Source organism: Nocardia sp. CY15 (genome assembly GCF_009829295.1).
GTDB classification, from domain to species: Bacteria; Actinomycetota; Actinomycetes; order Mycobacteriales; family Mycobacteriaceae; genus Nocardia; species Nocardia sputi.
Genome location: NZ_VUOT01000001.1, coordinates 353,705 through 371,365, shown reverse-complemented (window position 1 = coordinate 371,365; position 17,661 = coordinate 353,705). Strand labels below are relative to the sequence as shown.

The following is a 17,661-nucleotide window of genomic DNA, read 5'->3' as shown; positions in this document are numbered from 1 at the left end:
TCAGGACGTCATGAAGTCGAGCAGGTCCCGGTTGAGCTGGTCGGCATGGGTGTTGTACAGCCCGTGCCCCGCGGTCGGGTACTCCTTGTAGACGCAGTCCGGCACGAGTTTCGCGATGCGCCTGCTGCTGGCGTCGATCGGAATGGACTGATCCGGCTCCCCGTGCACGACCAGGGCGGGAATCGGCAGATTCCGCAGCGTCTCGCGATGGTCCGACACGAAGGTCGACTCCCAGACCGCGATGGTTGCCCACGCAGCGGTGGACAGGCAGCGGCGCATCTCGTGTTCGATCAGCGCGGGGGAGACGTCGTTGCCGAGGTGGGTGGCGAAGTATCCCTGTGCGCGATCGGCGAACCACTTGGGCCGATCGGTGCGCCACTGCGCGATCGAGGCCAGGCTCATCTCGTCCGGAAGCCCTTCGGGATTGTCCTCGGTCCGGCGCAGAAACGGCAGCGTGGTGGCCAGCAGCGCGATGCGCGCGACCCGTGCGGTGCCGTGCCTGGCCAGGTAACGGGCCACTTCCGCGCCGCCCGCGGAGTGGGCGACCAGGGTCAGATCGCGCAGATCCAGCCGTTCGATCAGTTCGGCCACGTCGTCGGCGCGAGTGTCCAAGTCGTACCCCGTGGACGGCCGGTCGGAGCGGCCGTGTCCGCGCCGGTCCAGCAGCACGCAGCGGTGACCCCGCTCGGCGAAGAACGGGACTTGGTACTCCCACATCTCCGTGTTGAGCGCCCACCCGGCCAAGAACACGATCGGTGCTCCGGTTCCGTAGTCCTCGTAGGCCAGGCGGGTGCCGTCGGTCGTCTCCAGGTAGGGCATCGTCGTCTCCTCGTATTCGGTGGTACGAGAGGAAGATTCGCAGCCGAAGTGCGGTGAGTCGATTACCCGGCAGGTAATGCCCACGCTTCCGTGCGACGCGCAAGCGGAGCCGTCGGCCACGCCTGCCGGTCCGCGATTTCAGGGGAAGGATCCGGTCCGGTAGGGTGGTCCCTCGGGTTTGCTGCGGTCCGCGGTGGCGCCCGCCCCGGGTAACCGGACATTCGAGCGCGGAACTGAGAAACAGGAGTGGATGCCCCATGGCGCTGACCACCGAGCAGAAGTCGGCGATCCTCGCCGAGTACGGCCTGCACGAGAAGGACACCGGTTCGCCGGAGGCGCAGATCGCGCTGCTGTCCAAGCGTATCGCCGACATCACCGAGCACCTGAAGAAGCACAAGCACGATCACCACACCCGCCACGGTCTGATGGCGCTGATCGGTCGTCGTAAGCGGCTGTCGAAGTACCTGCAGGACAACGACATCAACCGCTACCGTTCGCTCATCGAGCGGCTGGGGCTCAGGCGCTGATTCGCCGGCGCCGCGGCGCTGGGTGCTAGTGGCCCCCTTTGGCTGACGTCCGAGCGACCGCCGTCGGCGACTTCGTCGTCTATGCGGCGGCACTCGGACGGGAGCCGGGCCGCGAAGGGACCATGCTCGGTTTGCTTCGCTCGGATAACGGGTGGGGCCGGTGTGGTTCTGATTGTGGGATAGCTTGCGCGCCGATATCGCGCAGTGCTGACGTGCGGCGATTTCGATCAGCCCTGGCCGGTGCGTGTCGGGCAACTGCTCGCGCAGTTCCAGGCTGCAGTTCCAGGCTGCAGTTCCAGGCTGCAGTTCCAGGCTGCAGTTCCAGGCTGCAGTTCCAGGCTGCAGTTCCAGGCTGCAGTTCCAGGCTGCAGTTCCAGGCTGCAGTTCCAGGCTTCGGCGCGGCAGATCATCGGTGCCGTTCATGTGGTGCCCGGGTTTCGAGCTTCGCGCGATTTCCTGGTCTTGCGTGTCGCACCCGGAGAGTTCTCGGCTGAGTCCGGGGTTCGGGGACGGCTGGCGCGGCACCAGGTGCCGGCCGCTACCCGATCGCCGGGCTCATTGCGTGGTTCTATCGGGCCGACGGTGCCCGAATCTGTGGCATTCGGGCCTCGTTTCTTCGTCGATTCACGTAGGGCCCACTTCGTCCGCTGCCTGTGGGGGCGCGGCCGGGGTTCGGAGAGCGGCTGTGGCGGGGCCTGAGTGGTAAGTGTGACTCCCGACACGTGATGTCCGAGGCGGTCGCTGGTTCAGCCGAGGGGGAGACGTACAATCGCTCCGTTGGCTATTTGTGTTGAGGGGTGGATCGGCCCCGTCGCACGACAACATTGCACAGCCGTATGCACCCGCCCGCGTGGCGTCGGTCTTCGGTAGTGGCCTATCGGCAGCGAGTTGGCGCCGTCGGGCTTCGATCGATGACCGCCTCCGCGTCGCCGTTTCCAAGGGGAGACGGCCGGGTGTGCGCGTCGCAGCCACGAGGGTTGCCGCGCGTCCGTACCCGGTACGGCTGACGACAGCCGGATCGCGCCCACCGGGCGCTCGAGCCGGCGAAGACGAGAGGTTGAGAGAGAAGAATGACCGAAACAACTGAACGCAAGAGCTCCGCCGTCGAGGTCGAGCCCGGTGTTTTCGAATCCGTCGCGCTGATCGACAACGGCGCCTATGGCACCCGCACCATCCGGTTCGAGACCGGACGTCTTGCCCGGCAGGCCGCCGGTTCCGTCGTCGCCTACCTGGACGACGAGACCATGCTGCTGTCGGCCACCACCGCGGGCAAGCAGCCCAAGGACCAGTTCGACTTCTTCCCGCTGACGGTCGACGTCGAAGAGCGGATGTACGCCGCGGGCCGCATCCCCGGATCGTTCTTCCGCCGCGAGGGCCGCCCCTCCACCGACGCGATCCTGACCTGCCGCCTGATCGACCGGCCGCTGCGCCCTTCGTTCGTCGACGGCTTGCGCAACGAGATCCAGGTCGTGGTCACCGTGCTGAGCTTGGACCCGAAGGACTTCTACGACGTGGTGGCGATCAATGCCGCGTCCGCGTCCACCCAGTTCGCCGGTCTGCCGTTCTCCGGCCCGGTCGGTGGCGTTCGCGTCGCGCTGATCGATGGCCAGTGGGTCGCCTTCCCGACCACCGAGCAGCTCGAGGACGCCGTGTTCGACATGGTCGTCGCCGGCCGTGTGGTCGACTCCGGTGACGTCGCCATCATGATGGTCGAGGCCGAGGCGACCGAGAACGTCATCACGCTGATCGAGGGCGGTGCGCAGGCGCCGACCGAGGCCGTCGTCGCCGAAGGCCTCGAGGCCGCCAAGCCGTTCATCGCCCGCCTGTGCCGCGCGCAGCAGGACCTGGCCGAGCTGGCCGCCAAGCCCACCGAGGAGTTCCCGCTCTTCCCGCCGTACGGCGCGGACGTGTACACGGCCGTCGAGGGCACCGCCAAGCGCGAGCTGAGCGAGGTGCTGAGCATCTCCGGCAAGCAGGAGCGCGAGGAGAAGATCGACGAGATCAAGCTCGCTGTGCTCGAGCGTCTCGTCGAGGACTTCGCCGGACGGGAGAAGGAGCTGGGGGCGGCGTTCCGCTCGGTCACCAAGAAGCTGGTGCGCCAGCGCATCCTGTCCGACGGTTTCCGCATCGACGGCCGCGGCCTGGCCGACATCCGCGCGCTGTCCGCCGAGGTCGCGGTGGTGCCCCGGGCGCACGGCTCCGCGCTGTTCGAGCGTGGCGAGACCCAGATCCTGGGCGTCACCACCCTGGACATGGTGAAGATGGCCCAGCAGGTCGACTCGCTCGGCCCGGAGACCAGCAAGCGCTACATGCACCACTACAACTTCCCGCCGTTCTCCACCGGCGAGACCGGCCGCGTCGGTTCGCCCAAGCGCCGCGAGATCGGCCACGGCGCACTGGCCGAGCGGGCGCTGATCCCGGTGCTGCCCAGCCAGGAGGAGTTCCCCTACGCCATCCGCCAGGTCTCGGAGGCGCTGAGCTCCAACGGTTCCACCTCGATGGGTTCGGTGTGCGCCTCCACCCTGTCGCTGCTGAACGCTGGCGTGCCGCTGAAGGCGCCGGTCGCCGGTATCGCGATGGGTCTGGTGTCGGACACCATCACCAACGACCAAGGCGAGGAAGAGGTCCGCTACGTCGCGCTGACCGACATCCTCGGCGCCGAGGACGCCTTCGGTGACATGGACTTCAAGGTCGCGGGCACCCGGGAGTTCGTCACCGCGCTGCAGCTGGACACCAAGCTGGACGGTATCCCCTCGCAGGTGCTGGCCGGCGCGCTGAGCCAGGCCCACGACGCGCGCACCACGATCCTGGACGTGATGGCCGAGGCCATCGCCACCCCGGACGAGATGAGCCCGTACGCGCCGCGCGTCACCGCGATCAAGATCCCGGTCGACAAGATCGGCGAGGTGATCGGCCCCAAGGGCAAGGTGATCAACCAGATCACCGAGGACACCGGCGCCAACATCTCCATCGAGGACGACGGCACCGTGTTCGTCGGCGCGACCGACGGCCTTTCGGCGCAGGCCGCGATCGACGCGATCAACGCCATCGCCAACCCGCAGCTGCCGAAGGTCGGCGAGCGCTTCCTGGGTACGGTCGTCAAGACCACCGCCTTCGGCGCGTTCGTCTCGCTGCTGCCGGGCCGTGACGGCCTGGTGCACATCTCCAAGCTGGGTAACGGCAAGCGCGTGGCCAAGGTCGAGGACGTGGTGAACGTCGGCGACAAGCTGCGGGTGGAGATCGCCGACATCGACAACCGCGGCAAGATCTCGCTCGTGCCGGTCGAGGAGAACGCCGAGGAGCCCGGCGACGACACGGCCGATGCGGGCTCGGCCGGGACCGAGTAGTACTTGTCCCTGTGACGAAGAAGAAGACGACAACCCCTCTGCTCAGCACCGGGCAGGGGGGTTCGTCACTCGAGCTGCGGGCGGACACGGACGGGGGAGTGCGGCGCACCGTGCTGCCCGGCGGGTTGCGCGTGGTCACCGAGCATCTGCCCGGGGTCCGCTCGGCCTCTATCGGCGTTTGGGTGGGGGTCGGTTCGCGCGATGAAGGCCCGACTGTCGCGGGTGCCGCACACTTCCTCGAGCACCTGCTGTTCAAGGCGACGCCGACGCGCTCGGCCCTGGACATCGCGGAGGCGATGGACGCCGTCGGCGGCGAGCTGAACGCGTTCACCGCGAAGGAGCAGACCTGCTACTACGCGCACGTCCTGGACGAGGATCTGCCGCTGGCCGTCGACCTGGTCTCCGACGTGGTGCTCAACGGCCTGTGCCGGTCCGCGGACGTGGACGTCGAGCGGCAGGTGGTGCTCGAGGAGATCGCGATGCGCGACGACGACCCCGAGGACCTGGTCGGTGACTCCTTCCTGTCCGCGCTGTTCGGCGATCACCCGATCGGGCGCCCGGTGATCGGCTCCATCGAGTCCATCGAGGGGATGCGGGCCGCGCAGTTGCGCTCGTTCCATCTTCGGCGTTACCGGCCGGAGCGTATGGTGGTCGCGGTCGCGGGCAACGTGGAGCACGACCACACCGTGGAATTGGTGCACCGCGCTTTCGAGAACCGGCTCGACCCGGCGGCGGCGCCCGCGCCGCGGCGCGAGGGCCGATTCCGGCCGCACGGCGCTCCGCAGCTGCACTGGAGTCATCGCGACAGCGAGCAGGCTCATCTGGCTTTCGGCGTGCGCGCCTTCGGGCGCCACGAGGGAGACCTACGGTGGCCGCTGTCGGTGCTCAACACGGTGGTCGGCGGCGGGCTGAGTTCCCGTCTGTTCCAACGCATCCGGGAAGAACGCGGGCTGGCCTACTCGGTGTATTCCAGCGTCGACACCTTCGCCGACACCGGCGCGTTCTCGGTCTACATCGGCTGCCAGCCGGAGAATCTCGGCGAGGTGGCGGCACTGGCCCGCGGCGTACTGGAGGAAGTCGCCGCCGACGGCATCAGCGACGCCGAGTGCGCGCGGGCCAAGGGCTCGCTGCGCGGCGGGCTGGTGCTCGGCTTGGAGGACTCCGCCTCGCGCATGAATCGTCTGGGGCGCAGCGAACTGAGTTACGGCAACCATCGCAGCGTGTCCGAGACCTTGTCCCGCATCGACGCCGTCACCACCGACGAAGTGTCCGCCGTCGCGCGCACGCTGCTGGCGCGGCCTTTCGCCGCGTCGGTCGCCGGACCGTACAAGCGCACCCGCGATCTCCCCGCTGCCGTCCGGCGGCTGGTGCCGAGCTGATCCTGGCCCGAGCCGTGAGGGAGGGGTTCGCGGCTTGGCGTGAATTCCCTCGCCGCGATACTGTTTCGGCCGCCCGGCCGGCAATCCTCGCCGGAGGGCGTTGAACTCGATTGTCCGGGTGTCGGATCCGGCGATCTCTGGCAAGGAGTCGAGATGAACCGAACGAATCGTGCCCTTCGCGCGCTGGGCGCGGTTTCGATGCCGATCCTCGTGCTGTCCGGGTGCGGTGGAACGGACGCGGACGCAGGCAAGGCGGGCGAGCCGACCGCGTCCGCGCTGCGCGAGGAAGCCACCGAGATGAACGACGCACTGGCGAGCCACGACTACGCCGCCGCGTATCGATTCCGGTCCGCGCGTTGCAGGCTCACGCTGAACGAGGACGACTATGTGGCGGCCATGGCGCAGCTCTACGATGGACGGGATCTGAAGTCCAAGCCGTCGGAGGTCACCGTCACGACGTCGGGGTCGACGGGGACGGTCACGGTCGTGAACTTCGACGCCCGCGCGGCCGAGGACGATCCGAAGCCGAAGACGTGGACGTTCATCGACGGGAAGTGGCGGTTCGACGCCTGCTGAGCGCGCGCCCCTTCCGGATCACTCGCGGCGAGCGCGGTTGGCGGCCGCGACGATCGTCGGAACCAGTCCGGGCAGGGCGGACTCGAGGTCGTCGAGGCGCAGGCGCTGGCAGGTGTGTCCGTCGATGATCAAGCGCTCGATGACGCCCGCGTCGCGCAGGATCTTGAAATGGTGGGTGGCCGTCGACTTGTTGATCGCCTCGTAGAGCGCGCCGCAGCGCACCGCCGTGCCCGCGTTGCCGAGCCTGCGCACCATCTCGAGGCGCACCGGATCTTGCAGCGCGCTGAGCACGGTGGGCAGCGCCGCCACCGGTGGCGCCTGCTCCACGTCGCGGACATCGGACATGATCTGGCTCACTCCTAGGTTTGATAATCGTCGTACCGGATGTATCGTCGACTGCGGTTCGATCATCATCAAACTTACCTGATCGGAGGGTCGATGGCAGCGACGATGGCGGTGGCCGTCGATGAGCAGGCCTCGCAGCGCTGGGCCTACGCTCTGGTCCTGGCCGCCAGCGGTGTGGCGCTGGGGGTTTCGGGCGTGCCCGCGCCGCTCTACGGCATCTACGAGCAGCAGTGGCATCTCTCGCCGCTCACCACGACCCTGGTGTTCGCCGTCTACGCGGTGGCCGCGCTGGTTGCGGTGCTGGTGTCCGGGCGCATTTCCGACGTGGTCGGCCGGAAGCCCGTGCTGCTCGGAGCTTTCGCCACGATGGTCGCCGGACTGGGGGTGTTCGTGCTCGCCGACAGCGTGTCCATGCTGCTGCTGGCGCGTGCGCTGCACGGCCTCGCGGTGGGCTCCACGGTGGTGGCGGGCGCCGCCGCGCTGCTTGATCTGCGCCCGCACCGCGGCGCGCGATCCGGGCAGCTCAGCGGCGTCGCGTTCAATGTGGGGATGGCCGTGGCCATCCTGGGCTCGGCACTGCTGGCGCAGTACGCGCCGCATCCGCTGCGCACGCCCTACGTCGTGATCACCGTCGTCTGCCTGGCGATCGGCGTCGGCGTGCTCGCGCTGCGTGAACCGCACTCGGCCCGGGTGGCCGGACGCATCCGGATCGCCAGACCCGCGGTGCCGCAGGAGATTCGCGCCGACTTCTGGTTCTCCGCGATCGGCGTGATGGCGGCCTGGTCGGTGCTGGGCGTGCTGCTGTCGCTGTATCCCTCGCTGGCCGCGCAGCAGACCGGCATCCACAATCTGGTCTTCGGCGGCGCCGTCGTCGCCTCGACGGCGTTGTCCGGCGCCACCGCGCAACTGTTCGCGACCGGCGTGCCCGCCCGATGGGCCGCGATCCTCGGCGACACCGGCATGGCGCTGTCGCTGCTGCTGACCGTGCCCGCGCTGGCCACGCACAACTGGGTCGCGGTGCTGGCCGCGGGTGTCGCGCTCGGCGCCACCTTCGGCCTCGGCTTCGGCGGTTCGCTGCGCCACCTGTCGGAGGTCGTGCCGCAACACAAACGCGGCGAGACGATGTCGGCGTACTACTTGCTCGCTTACTCCGCCATGGCCTTGCCCACCATCCTGGCCGGTTGGGCCGCCACCACCTGGGGGCTGAGCACCGTATTCCCCTGGTTCGTCGGTGTCGTCGCTCTGGCGTGCCTGATCGCGGCCGGGCTCGGCCTGCGCCGCAACCGGGCGGCGGTCCCGCGGGCATGAACGGCGATTGGCTTTTTGTCAGGACTGTCCGCTAATGTTCTGTGTCGCATCGTGGACAACGCGATGCGAGTGCGGATGTAGCGCAGCTGGTAGCGCATCACCTTGCCAAGGTGAGGGTCGCGGGTTCGAATCCCGTCATCCGCTCCACGATTTTCCCTCTCATCGCCGTCGGCTCGGACGCGTATCTCGGTTGCGGATTCGCATGTCGCTCGGCGATCCCGATCTGTTATGCATCGGTTGATACTTCCGCCCGAGACCGCTGGATCGGGGCGGTACCGGAGCCCTGATGTCGGTTGGTGTCGATCGCCCGAAGGTCCGAGTCTCCGTGCCGCATCCGAGCGGCCGAGTCGATTCAGTGCTCCGCGCGCCGACTGCTCGCGTGGCATGGCGGCTGCGCGGATTTGTCGCGTGTCGTGGACACATGCGCAGCCCTCCGAAGCCTTCCTCTCAGCACTTGCATCAACTTTTCGACAGTGCTATAAGGAATCTGTCTGCAAAGGCATAGGTTATGTGGACTCGACAAGGCAGATGAGGTGAGTCGGGTCATCCACAGGGAAGACAAACGATGAGAAAGGCAGGTGAGCCGCGGACCAACCGAACCGTCACGTCACTCTCTTCCGAGGCGGGCCCGGCACCGGCGTCCGGGCCCGCGGCTCCCGTAGTCACGACCGCCCGCGCCCGGAGAAAGGACCAACGTGCCGAACTCGACGATTCCCACCGATAGCGTCGCCGACCACCGATAGCGGCACACGCCTGCCGACGACTATCTCTTGGCCTTCCGACCCGAATCTCGGTGCACGCTTGTCATGACCAGCACGACGCATTCCCGGATCCACACTCGACTTCCGCATCCGCTCCGCACCCACCGGGACACCCTCGTTCCGGCCACAACCACCGAATGGCGCCACGGTACCGTCGCCTGGTTCAACACCGAAAAGGGCTTCGGCTACCTCGAACCCGACGACCGCACGAGCCCGGTATTCGTCGACTTCCGCGCCATCGACACGCGCGGATACAAAACCCTCGCCCCCGGCCAGACCGTCGTGTTCACCACCACCGTCACCGACCGCGGCCCCGAAGCGGCGACCGTACGCCCGTACACAGCCCGCCCCTATCCACTCGGTAGGTGAAGGCCGCGGACCGAGCCGGGGCCGAGCTACGCTTCGGCGGCCGTCCGCCGCGACCGATCGGTTCGGTCACATCGGAAGCGACTGATCGAGTAGTTCATCGATGTCGCGGCAGACGTCCCCGGTCGGCACGCCTGCCACGAACGACACGTCGTGCGGGCATCGGGGGAGTGTCTCGTCTGTGCAGTCGCGATCGCAGACCGGGCAAGCAGTGGTCCACGGCCCGCGCAGGTCACGCAGAATCGGCTCGGCAGCGGACCGATCGGCCGACGTCGATTCGAGACGGGGTTCGAACGGTACGGGCGCCGTGCCCGCCAGGTCAACGACCTCGAGCGCTCGCAAGGTCTCGTGCTGGTGGTAGTGGAACGGCAGCGTGCGGGTCCGGGCCGCAAACTCGTCCCAGCGGGCCCGGTACCGGACGAGGGGGCAGCTGGTTCGGCGCAGGTGATCGCGTGGTTCGGCTGTCGCATGCGACCTCCTGCGGGGACTACGACGCGCCGGAAGCAATGTCGTCGCTCTACCCGAGGCCGCGGGACGCAAACCGCGCGGTGGTCGTGACTTCATGTTTCGGTGCGGTCGGTACGGGCATGTCAGCACCTATCGGGCTGTCGACGCGAGGCCCGGATCCGCTACTGCGCTAGTCGTCCAGTCGCCCTCGACGAACGGAGCCAGCAGTGAAGATCGCGATGGTGTCCGACCACGCCAGCCCGCTGGCGCAACTCGGTGGTGTCGACGCCGGTGGCCAGAACGTCCACGTCGCCGAGCTATCGGCGGCAATCGCGCGACGCGGGCACGACGTCACGGTCTACACCAGGCACGACGGCTCCCAATCCGAGCAAGAGGTTATGACCGGCGCGGGCTACCGAGTCGTCCACGTCCCGGCCGGTCCCGCCGAGTACGTGCCCAAGGACCGGATCATGCCTTACCTCGGCGAGTTCTGCGCGTTCTTGCGGGCGCACTGGGCCGCGTGCCCGCCCGACCTGGTGCACGGCCACTTCTGGATGTCGGGTGTGGCGTCCGAGCCGGCGGCGCGGCAGTTGCGGATCCCGCTCGTGATGACCTTCCATGCCCTCGGCTGCGTCAAGCGGCGGTACCAGGGGACGGCGGACACCAGCCCACCCGCGCGGGTCCATATCGAGCGGATCATCGCCCATCGCGCCGCGCACGTGGTGGCGACCTGCTCGGACGAGGTGGACGAACTGTCCGGGATGGGGGTGCCGAGGCCGCGGATCTCGGTGGTGCCCTGCGGGGTCGACCTCGACTGGTTCGCCCCGGACGGGCCCGCCGACCGGCGCGGCCGAACACACCGGCTGGTCTCCGTAGGACGGATGGTGCCGCGCAAGGGTTTCGACCTCGCGATCGCGGCTCTCTCGCGCTTGCCCGACACCGAGCTGGTCATCGCGGGAGGCGAATCCGGCGATGATCCGGAGATCCGCCGCCTTCGCGGTGTGGCTGCCGAATACGGCGTGGCGCAGCGGGTGCGCCTGCTCGGGCACATCCACCGCGCGGCGATGCCCGAGCTGCTGCGCTCCGCCGATGTGGTGCTGTGCACGCCCTGGTACGAGCCGTTCGGCATCGTGCCGCTCGAGGCCATGGCGTGCGGCAAGCCCGTGGTCGCCACCGCCGTCGGTGGCCTGCTCGATACCGTCCGCGACGGGATCACCGGACGATTGGTCGCCCCCGCCACGCCGGCGGCGGTGGCCGAGGCCGTCCGCCCACTGCTGGAGGACCCAGGCCTGCGCCAGACGTGGGGTGCGGCGGGACTGCGGCGTGTCCGCAGTGGCTACTCCTGGGACCGGATCGGCGCCCGGACGCTCGACGCCTACCGGTTCGTCACTACCGATCGCTTCGCCCACGGCGAGCCGCCCATCATCGCGCCGGGAGCGACGCCGGAGGGAGCGACGTGAACAGGCGACCGGCACGGGGACTCGGCCGGAGCGGATCGCGCGCGGCGTCGGAAGCCGTGCTGGAGCGGAAGTGACGGCAACGGGCGATCCGCTGGTCGTGATCGGCGACGCGCTGCTCGACATCGACCTCGACGGTCGGGCCGACCGGCGCTGCTCGGAGTCGGCGGCTCCTGTCGTCGATGTCGCGCACCGGACGTTCCGTCCGGGTGGCGCCGGATTGGCGGCCCGGCTCGCCGCGGCGGGCGACCGGGAAGTCGTCCTCATCGCGGGCTTCGCCGCCGACGAGGCGGCTGCTCGGCTGCGCGCGCTGCTGGACCGGCACGTGCGGGTCATCGGGCTCCCCATGTGTGGTTCGACGGTCTGCAAGCAACGAGTGCGAGCGGTCGGCTCGTGGGCGAGTCCGAACGGGCACACCCGGTCCAGGCAGGCTCGGCCACCCGTCCTGATCACCAGAATGGATTCCGGCACCGGACGAGTCGGCACGGATCCGCTGCCCGAGGAGGCGCACGCCGCGGTCGCGGCGGCGCACGCTGTACTGGTCTCGGACTACGGTCGCGGTACCGCGGCCCACCCGCGAATTCGCGCGCTGCTGCGCGACCACGCGGAACGAGTGCCGGTCGTCTGGAATCCCCACCCGCGCGGACCCGTACCGATTCCGGGGGCGGCCCTGGTCACCCCGAATCGCGCGGAAGCGCTCGATATGCTGTCCGGCCGACTCGACGAGGGGCCGGATCTGTGGAGGCTCGCCAAAGGATGGGCCGTTGCGGCGATCGCGGTCACGCTCGGGTCGGAGGGCGCCCTGGTCTGCCTGCGTGCTTCCGGTAAACGCCTGCGCATCCCGCTTCCCGCCGGCGCCAAAGCACCCGACGGCAGCGACACGTGCGGTGCGGGTGACAGTTTCTCCGTCGCTGCCGCAACCCTTCTGGGCGAGGGAAGCGAGCCGGAAAGCGCGGTGCGGCGTGCGGTGGTCGCGGCGGCCGAGTTCGTCGGCTCCGGCGCCGCCGCCGCGTTCTCGGAATCCGAATCGGCCGTGCTCTCCGGTGTGTACGCAGACAGCCGGTGGATCTGACCCGCGCGCTGCGGCTCGGGGAATTCGCCGATCGGCGTACCCGCCCAGCATGCCGGGGGATCCCGCGGAATGGGTGATGCCTGTGCCGTCTCCCGAGCATCGGGGGTCGAGGTGCCCTCGCGGCGGCGTCCTCGTCTGCGTACGCGCCGAATCGGGAGCCGAGGGCAACGGGTAGCGGATTCGCGGCATCGGCGACTCGAATGCCTTGCGTAGCAGGCGGTCGACTCATGGGAGTCCGGCAGCTCGATTCGCGTCGCCCTCCGGGCCGAAGGAGTACCGCCGTGCCGGAGCCGGCGACGGATGACATACTGGTTGGGCAGGTCACCGGCTGCCGACACGATGGGTCGCGCGCCGGCCGTTGAGTCAACAGCGGATTCTCGGCCGAAGCGCGCCCATGTCCGCGTGTCCCCTCGGGGGACGTCGGCGGTCAGGGTGCCTCGTTGCGGCCGCAAGCCCCTTGTTCGTCGGAGAGGCATTGCATTCATGATCCAACGCATCGGGCCCCGCGCGTCCGCTGTGACCACCCCGTCACCGTCGGACCAGCCCGCGATCGGAAGTTTCCGGTTCTGGTTCGGCACTCGCCGCTGGGAGTGGTCTCCCGAGGTCTATCGCATGCACGGGTATCGGCCCGGTGAGATCGAACCCACCACACAGCTGCTCTTGGCGCACAAACATCCCGACGACCGCACGCACGTCGCCGAGACCATCACTCGCGCAATCGACCACGGCGAGCCCTTCTCGAGCCGGCATCGGTTCATCGACCTGTCCGGCCAGGAACACACCGTGCTCGTCGTCGCCGATCGGATACTGGACGACACGGGCGCCGCGGTCGGCACCTCCGGTTTCTACGTCGACTTGTCCCATACTCTCGCCGAGGCTCATCAAGCCATGCTCGCCGCGACTCTGCCCGGGCTTTACGAGAATCGCGCGGTGATCGAGCAAGCCAAGGGCGTGCTCATGCGCATCTACCAGATCAACGCCGATCAAGCGTTCCAGGTCTTGCGGTGGCGTTCCCAGGAAACCAACACCAAGCTGCGCGCGCTCGCCCAGCAGTTGATCGCCGAACTTCCGCTGGTGCCGCCGCCCCCACCGGATCTGGTCGCCGCGTTCGACCACATCTTGCTCACCGTCCACCACCGCATACCGCGCGACTGATCGTGGTGGAGGCGGTCCGCGCGAGTCCCGGTCGTCCGGCGCCGTGCGGGCGGATGACGCGACGGTACGGACCGAAGGCGGTTCAGGGAGACATCGCGGGAACTTCGTGGACGAGGCCCACCGGCAGCACTCCTCCGGTGGCGCGCCGCAGCCGCTGCGGCATCTCCTCGACGACGGGGGTGCCGAGAACGAACAACTATCCCGCCACCTGTCCGAAATACGAATAAGACCGCCCACGAACGCTTGACGTAGTCGCAGGACGGTACTCGGCGATCGTCGCCTCGTTCACGAACTCGCGAGCGCGTCGATCGCTGGAAGAGAAAATCGAGGAAGCTCATGGCATTGGCGACCGCGCACAGGACCGCGACGCCGCGCCGGACGCGGCGCGGAACCGACAGCTACGACGGCATCGAACCGTGGCTCGAGAAATTGTCCGCGATGGACGACAGCGACCCCGGACGTCCGCAGTTGCGGGAAGCGATCGTGCGCCGGTGCCTGCCGCTGGCCGAGCACATCGCCCGCCGCTTCGTCGGTCGCGGGGAGAACTATGAGGATCTCTACCAGATCGCCTCGGTGGGGCTGGTCCTCGCGGTCGACCGTTTCGACCCGGCGCGCGGACCCTCGTTCCTGTCGTTCGCCGTCCCGACGATCATGGGCGAGGTGCGCCGCCATTTTCGCGACCACAGCTGGGCCGTGCGGGTGCCACGCCGGATCAAGGAGATCCAGCTGTCCATCGGTCCGGCCGTGGAGAAGCTCTCCCAGCGCTTGCAACGGATGCCCACCGCCCTCGAGATCGCCGTGGAGCTGAACATCGACCTGCTGGAGGTCACACAAGCGCTGCTGGCGGGCAACGCCTACTCCACCAACTCGATCGACGCTGTCATCGAGGACGACGACACCGGCAGCGCGCCGATCGCCGAGACATTCGGCGCGGAGGATCCTTCCTACGAGCTGACCGAAGAGGCCCTCGCGGTCGCTCCCTTGCTCGCCGAACTGCCCGAGCGCGAGCAGCGGGTGCTGCGCATGCGCTTCTTCGAGGGCCGTACGCAAGCGCAGATCGCCGCGGTGCTCGGCGTCTCGCAGATGCATATCTCCCGCGTCTTGTCGCGAACCCTCGCCGACCTGCGAGAACGCGCCCTTCGCGACTGATCGCGGTACCGATACCGTCCGCGCGAGGCCGACCAGCCACGCCGGACGGTCAGGATTGGAGAGTCGTATGCGGGGATCGGCCGTACGCCTCGCGGTAGGCGGTCGCGAATCGTCCGGGATGAGCGAAGCCCCACGCTCCGGCGATCGAGGTGACCGTGTGACCGTCGTCGGGCGAGCCGTCGCGCAGTTGTTCGTGCGCACCGCGCAGGCGAAGCCGCCGCAGATACGTCATCGGCGTCGTGTCGAGGTGGCGCCGGAACGCCAGTTGCAGCGCACGAGGGGTGACGTAGGCGGCCGCGGCGATATCGGCGACGGCGATGTCGTCGCACACATGTGATTCGAGGTACGCCAGTGCCCGCCGCACCGTATCGGGATGGGCGTCGTTGCGATCGCTCGCCGTCGGATCGGTGTGGGCGGTACTGGGGAGGGCGTGCAGCACGCTGGCGGCCAGGTACTGCGCGGCGTTCGAGGTGATCAGCGGTTGTTCGCGCGTCGTATGGTCGGCCGCGATGCCGCGCATGTGCTCCAGCACGGAGGACAGGTGCCGAGCGGCGGCCGGTGAGACCGGCCGGTGACCCGTCAGCCGCACCGGTTCCGCGTCGTGGCCGGGGGTGGCGGCGGCGACCCGGGTCAGCAGGGCGGGGTCGAACATCGTGATGCTGTAGCGGGCGTGGTGGATCACGCCGGAATACGGCAGGTCCGGGGGAGTCAGCAGCCCGACCTCTCCGGGGCGGAAGAAATCGGTACCGCTGTCGAAATAGTTCTCTTCGATCGCGCCGGTCTCCACGTGGCACAGGCAAATCTTGCCCAACGGCTGCGCGTTGTAGCTCATGTCGAAGCGCAGCTCGAAATCGTCCAGGTCGACCGGACCCAGCAACGTCCGGGTGATGGTCGTCCGAACCGGTCTCCCGGTATCGTTGCCGATCCGCATCTTGGTGTAGTTGAGGTTGAGGAATTCCTCGGTATCACTCAAGCTGTCGCTCTGGAAGGCGAATGACTCCATCGATGCGACACTCCTGCTCATTCCGGTGCGGCGTCCCGTCTCGCCAGCGCGTCGTAGTAGTGGTTCATCGAGCGGCTCTGCTCGGCGTACGGACTGGTCACAACCGTTGACGTCGGTAGACGGGTGGCTAGGAGCGGTTGGTACCACGCGGCGCGACCGCGCTCGCAAGCCCGGACACACGAATGGGCGAATACCCGATCGACCCGGCTTCAATCGTCGGACGTGCACGCTCCTGCCGTGCGGCACTCGTGCCGAACCGAGTCCAGCGGCTCACCGCAGGTTCCTCGCCGCCGCTCGCGGAAGTGTTTCGTCCTCGCCCGAGCGGCCACCCTGATCGAGAGGGTGCATCGTCGCCCCTCCACACGAAACCGTCCGGAAAGACGAGGAGGCCCCATGGTTTCGCAGGACACGCTCGCGCAACTGCGGCAGGACATCACCACCGCCGAGGACGCGGGCGACGAGGCGAACGCCGAGCGTCTACGCCGTGAGCTCGCCGAAGCGATGCGGGAAGCAGGCAAGAGCACCGAGACCGATCAGCGGTGACCGATCGGCGGCCGTGGAGGTCGGCGGCGCCGTGCCGCCGACCTCCGGAACGGTCATCCGGCGTTCTCCCGGTTCCAGAGCCCGACGGCTTCGGCGAGTTCCTCGCGGTGACGCCGCAGTTCGTCCGGGCGGGTTTCGGTTACCGCCACCGGCTCGGCTCAAATGCCGTGGAGCCGTGGTCAACTCGTCACCGTCTCGGTCTTTCGGCCGCAGATGTCCGCGGATTCCTTGCCGCGCTTGCTCATTCGTCGGGATCGTCGCGCGGCGGTAGATAAGGCTCGGCGTCTTCGGGATGACCGTGGGCGATGTTGCGCGCCCGTGCCAGTTCGGCATCCAGCTCCGCCCCGAGCAAGACCGCGATATTCGAGATCCACAACCACACGAGGAAGACGACGACGCCGCCCAGCGAGCCGTATACCCGGTTGTAGGAGCCGAAGTGGCTGACGTAGAACGCGAATCCCCAGGACGCCCCCGCCCAGAGCAGGACAGCCAGCGCGCTCCCCGGCGTCAGCCACCGGAACCCCGGCTGTCGCACGTTCGGCGCCGCCCAGTACAGCAGAGCGAACACCAGGCTGATCAGTGCCATCATGATCGGCCACTTGGCGATGCCCCAGACCGTGATCGTGGCCTGCCCCAGCCCGAGCCACCGACCGACCTGGTCGGCCAGCGACCCGCTGACCACGACACCGACCGTGCAAACGCCTAGCAGCGCGACCACCGTGGCGGTCAGGGCCACCCGCACCGGCACCGTCTTCCAGATCGGCCGTCCTTCCGCGATGTCGTAGATCGCGTTGGTCGCGCGCATGAACGCGCCGATGTAAGCGGACGCGGTCCACAGCGCGGACGCCAACCCGAGCAACGCCAGGGGGCCGGCCGGGGCTTGCGCCTCGTGAATATCGTTGATCGCGTCGATGAGCAGATCCGTTCCGCTGCCCGGCCCGATCTCGCGAATGGCGTCGACCAACGTCAGGGTGTCGTCCCGTCCGAGCATGCCCAGCCCGGCGGTCAACACGATCAAACCCGGAAACAGCGACAGCACACTGTAATACGTGAGAGCCGCGGCCCAGTCGCTGAGATTGTCCTCTTGGAACTCGACGACCGACCGCTTGACCACACCCCACCACGACCGCCCGGGCAGATCCGCGGGCCCGCGCAGCCGACGGTGCGGCGCGAACTTCTTCTGTAGGTCTTGCGCCACCTCGCACCTCCCGCTGGCGGCGCGATACCCGCCGTGCGCGCCTCGAAACCGCCGTGACCTCCGAGGGGTTCGATGATCCGCGGCCCCGTGGGCGGCCTTCATCGGAACGCCGACTCGGTCACCGGACGGAGACCGACCAGCCGGAAAATCCGTTGTTCGGTCAGCACGCCGACCGTAGCCTCGCTTCGGTTCTGTCCACCGATCAACCG

Annotated in this window: 15 protein-coding genes and 1 tRNA gene; 12 read left to right on the top strand and 4 right to left on the bottom strand. The window is 68.4% G+C overall.

Annotated elements, in window-relative coordinates:
- The gene (locus GVY39_RS01825; RefSeq protein ID WP_159919734.1) at positions 1-819 is read right to left on the bottom strand and encodes an alpha/beta fold hydrolase; all 819 of its coding nucleotides are present in this window, start codon (positions 817-819) and stop codon (positions 1-3) included.
- A gap of 257 nt (positions 820-1,076) precedes the next feature.
- On the opposite strand from GVY39_RS01825, the gene rpsO reads away from it, so the two are divergent.
- The 4 genes from rpsO (at position 1,077) to GVY39_RS01805 (ending at position 6,648) form a co-directional block, all read left to right on the top strand.
- A complete protein-coding gene (gene rpsO / locus GVY39_RS01820) occupies positions 1,077-1,346 on the top strand; it encodes a 30S ribosomal protein S15 (RefSeq protein WP_039799352.1) in 270 nt (89 codons plus the stop codon).
- A gap of 1,070 nt (positions 1,347-2,416) precedes the next feature.
- The gene (locus tag GVY39_RS01815; RefSeq protein ID WP_159919732.1) at positions 2,417-4,693 is read left to right on the top strand and encodes a polyribonucleotide nucleotidyltransferase; all 2,277 of its coding nucleotides are present in this window, start codon (positions 2,417-2,419) and stop codon (positions 4,691-4,693) included.
- 38 nt (positions 4,694-4,731) lie between these two features.
- Positions 4,732-6,072 (top strand): pitrilysin family protein, encoded by a 1,341-nt coding sequence (locus tag GVY39_RS01810; RefSeq protein WP_159920282.1) that lies wholly within the window; start codon positions 4,732-4,734, stop codon positions 6,070-6,072.
- Between the two features lie 153 nt (positions 6,073-6,225).
- Positions 6,226-6,648 (top strand): hypothetical protein, encoded by a 423-nt coding sequence (locus GVY39_RS01805; RefSeq protein WP_159919730.1) that lies wholly within the window; start codon positions 6,226-6,228, stop codon positions 6,646-6,648.
- Between the two features lie 18 nt (positions 6,649-6,666).
- Here GVY39_RS01805 and GVY39_RS01800 read toward each other — a convergent pair whose 3' ends face one another.
- Positions 6,667-6,993: a helix-turn-helix transcriptional regulator gene (locus tag GVY39_RS01800; protein WP_159919728.1), complete on the bottom strand. Its 327-nt coding sequence runs from the start codon at positions 6,991-6,993 to the stop codon at positions 6,667-6,669.
- 93 nt (positions 6,994-7,086) lie between these two features.
- Here GVY39_RS01800 and GVY39_RS01795 point away from each other — a divergent pair, with 93 nt between their 5' ends.
- The 7 genes from GVY39_RS01795 (at position 7,087) to GVY39_RS01765 (ending at position 14,708) form a co-directional block, all read left to right on the top strand.
- Positions 7,087-8,301, top strand: coding sequence for an MFS transporter (locus GVY39_RS01795; RefSeq protein ID WP_223512913.1), 1,215 nt, complete (start codon positions 7,087-7,089; stop codon positions 8,299-8,301).
- A 71-nt stretch (positions 8,302-8,372) separates the two neighbouring features.
- Positions 8,373-8,448 (top strand) — tRNA-Gly (locus GVY39_RS01790).
- Positions 8,449-9,107: 659 nt separating this feature from the next.
- Complete coding sequence (locus GVY39_RS01785) at positions 9,108-9,431, top strand: cold shock domain-containing protein (protein ID WP_159919726.1); 324 nt, start codon at positions 9,108-9,110, stop codon at positions 9,429-9,431.
- Between the two features lie 671 nt (positions 9,432-10,102).
- Complete coding sequence (locus tag GVY39_RS01780) at positions 10,103-11,335, top strand: glycosyltransferase (RefSeq protein ID WP_159919724.1); 1,233 nt, start codon at positions 10,103-10,105, stop codon at positions 11,333-11,335.
- Positions 11,336-11,405: 70 nt separating this feature from the next.
- Positions 11,406-12,404: a PfkB family carbohydrate kinase gene (locus GVY39_RS01775; RefSeq protein WP_159919722.1), complete on the top strand. Its 999-nt coding sequence runs from the start codon at positions 11,406-11,408 to the stop codon at positions 12,402-12,404.
- Between the two features lie 483 nt (positions 12,405-12,887).
- Complete coding sequence (locus GVY39_RS01770; protein WP_159919720.1) at positions 12,888-13,559, top strand: PAS and ANTAR domain-containing protein; 672 nt, start codon at positions 12,888-12,890, stop codon at positions 13,557-13,559.
- A gap of 336 nt (positions 13,560-13,895) precedes the next feature.
- Complete coding sequence (locus tag GVY39_RS01765; RefSeq protein ID WP_159919718.1) at positions 13,896-14,708, top strand: RNA polymerase sigma factor SigF; 813 nt, start codon at positions 13,896-13,898, stop codon at positions 14,706-14,708.
- 49 nt (positions 14,709-14,757) lie between these two features.
- On the opposite strand, the gene GVY39_RS01760 is transcribed toward GVY39_RS01765, so the two are convergent.
- Positions 14,758-15,711, bottom strand: coding sequence for an AraC family transcriptional regulator (locus tag GVY39_RS01760; protein ID WP_159919716.1), 954 nt, complete (start codon positions 15,709-15,711; stop codon positions 14,758-14,760).
- A 393-nt stretch (positions 15,712-16,104) separates the two neighbouring features.
- Between GVY39_RS01760 and GVY39_RS01755 the strand changes: the two genes are divergently transcribed.
- A complete protein-coding gene (locus GVY39_RS01755; protein WP_159919714.1) occupies positions 16,105-16,254 on the top strand; it encodes a hypothetical protein in 150 nt (49 codons plus the stop codon).
- 241 nt (positions 16,255-16,495) lie between these two features.
- Here GVY39_RS01755 and GVY39_RS01750 read toward each other — a convergent pair whose 3' ends face one another.
- Positions 16,496-17,452: a YihY/virulence factor BrkB family protein gene (locus tag GVY39_RS01750; RefSeq protein WP_223512925.1), complete on the bottom strand. Its 957-nt coding sequence runs from the start codon at positions 17,450-17,452 to the stop codon at positions 16,496-16,498.
- Positions 17,453-17,661: the final 209 nt, after the last annotated feature.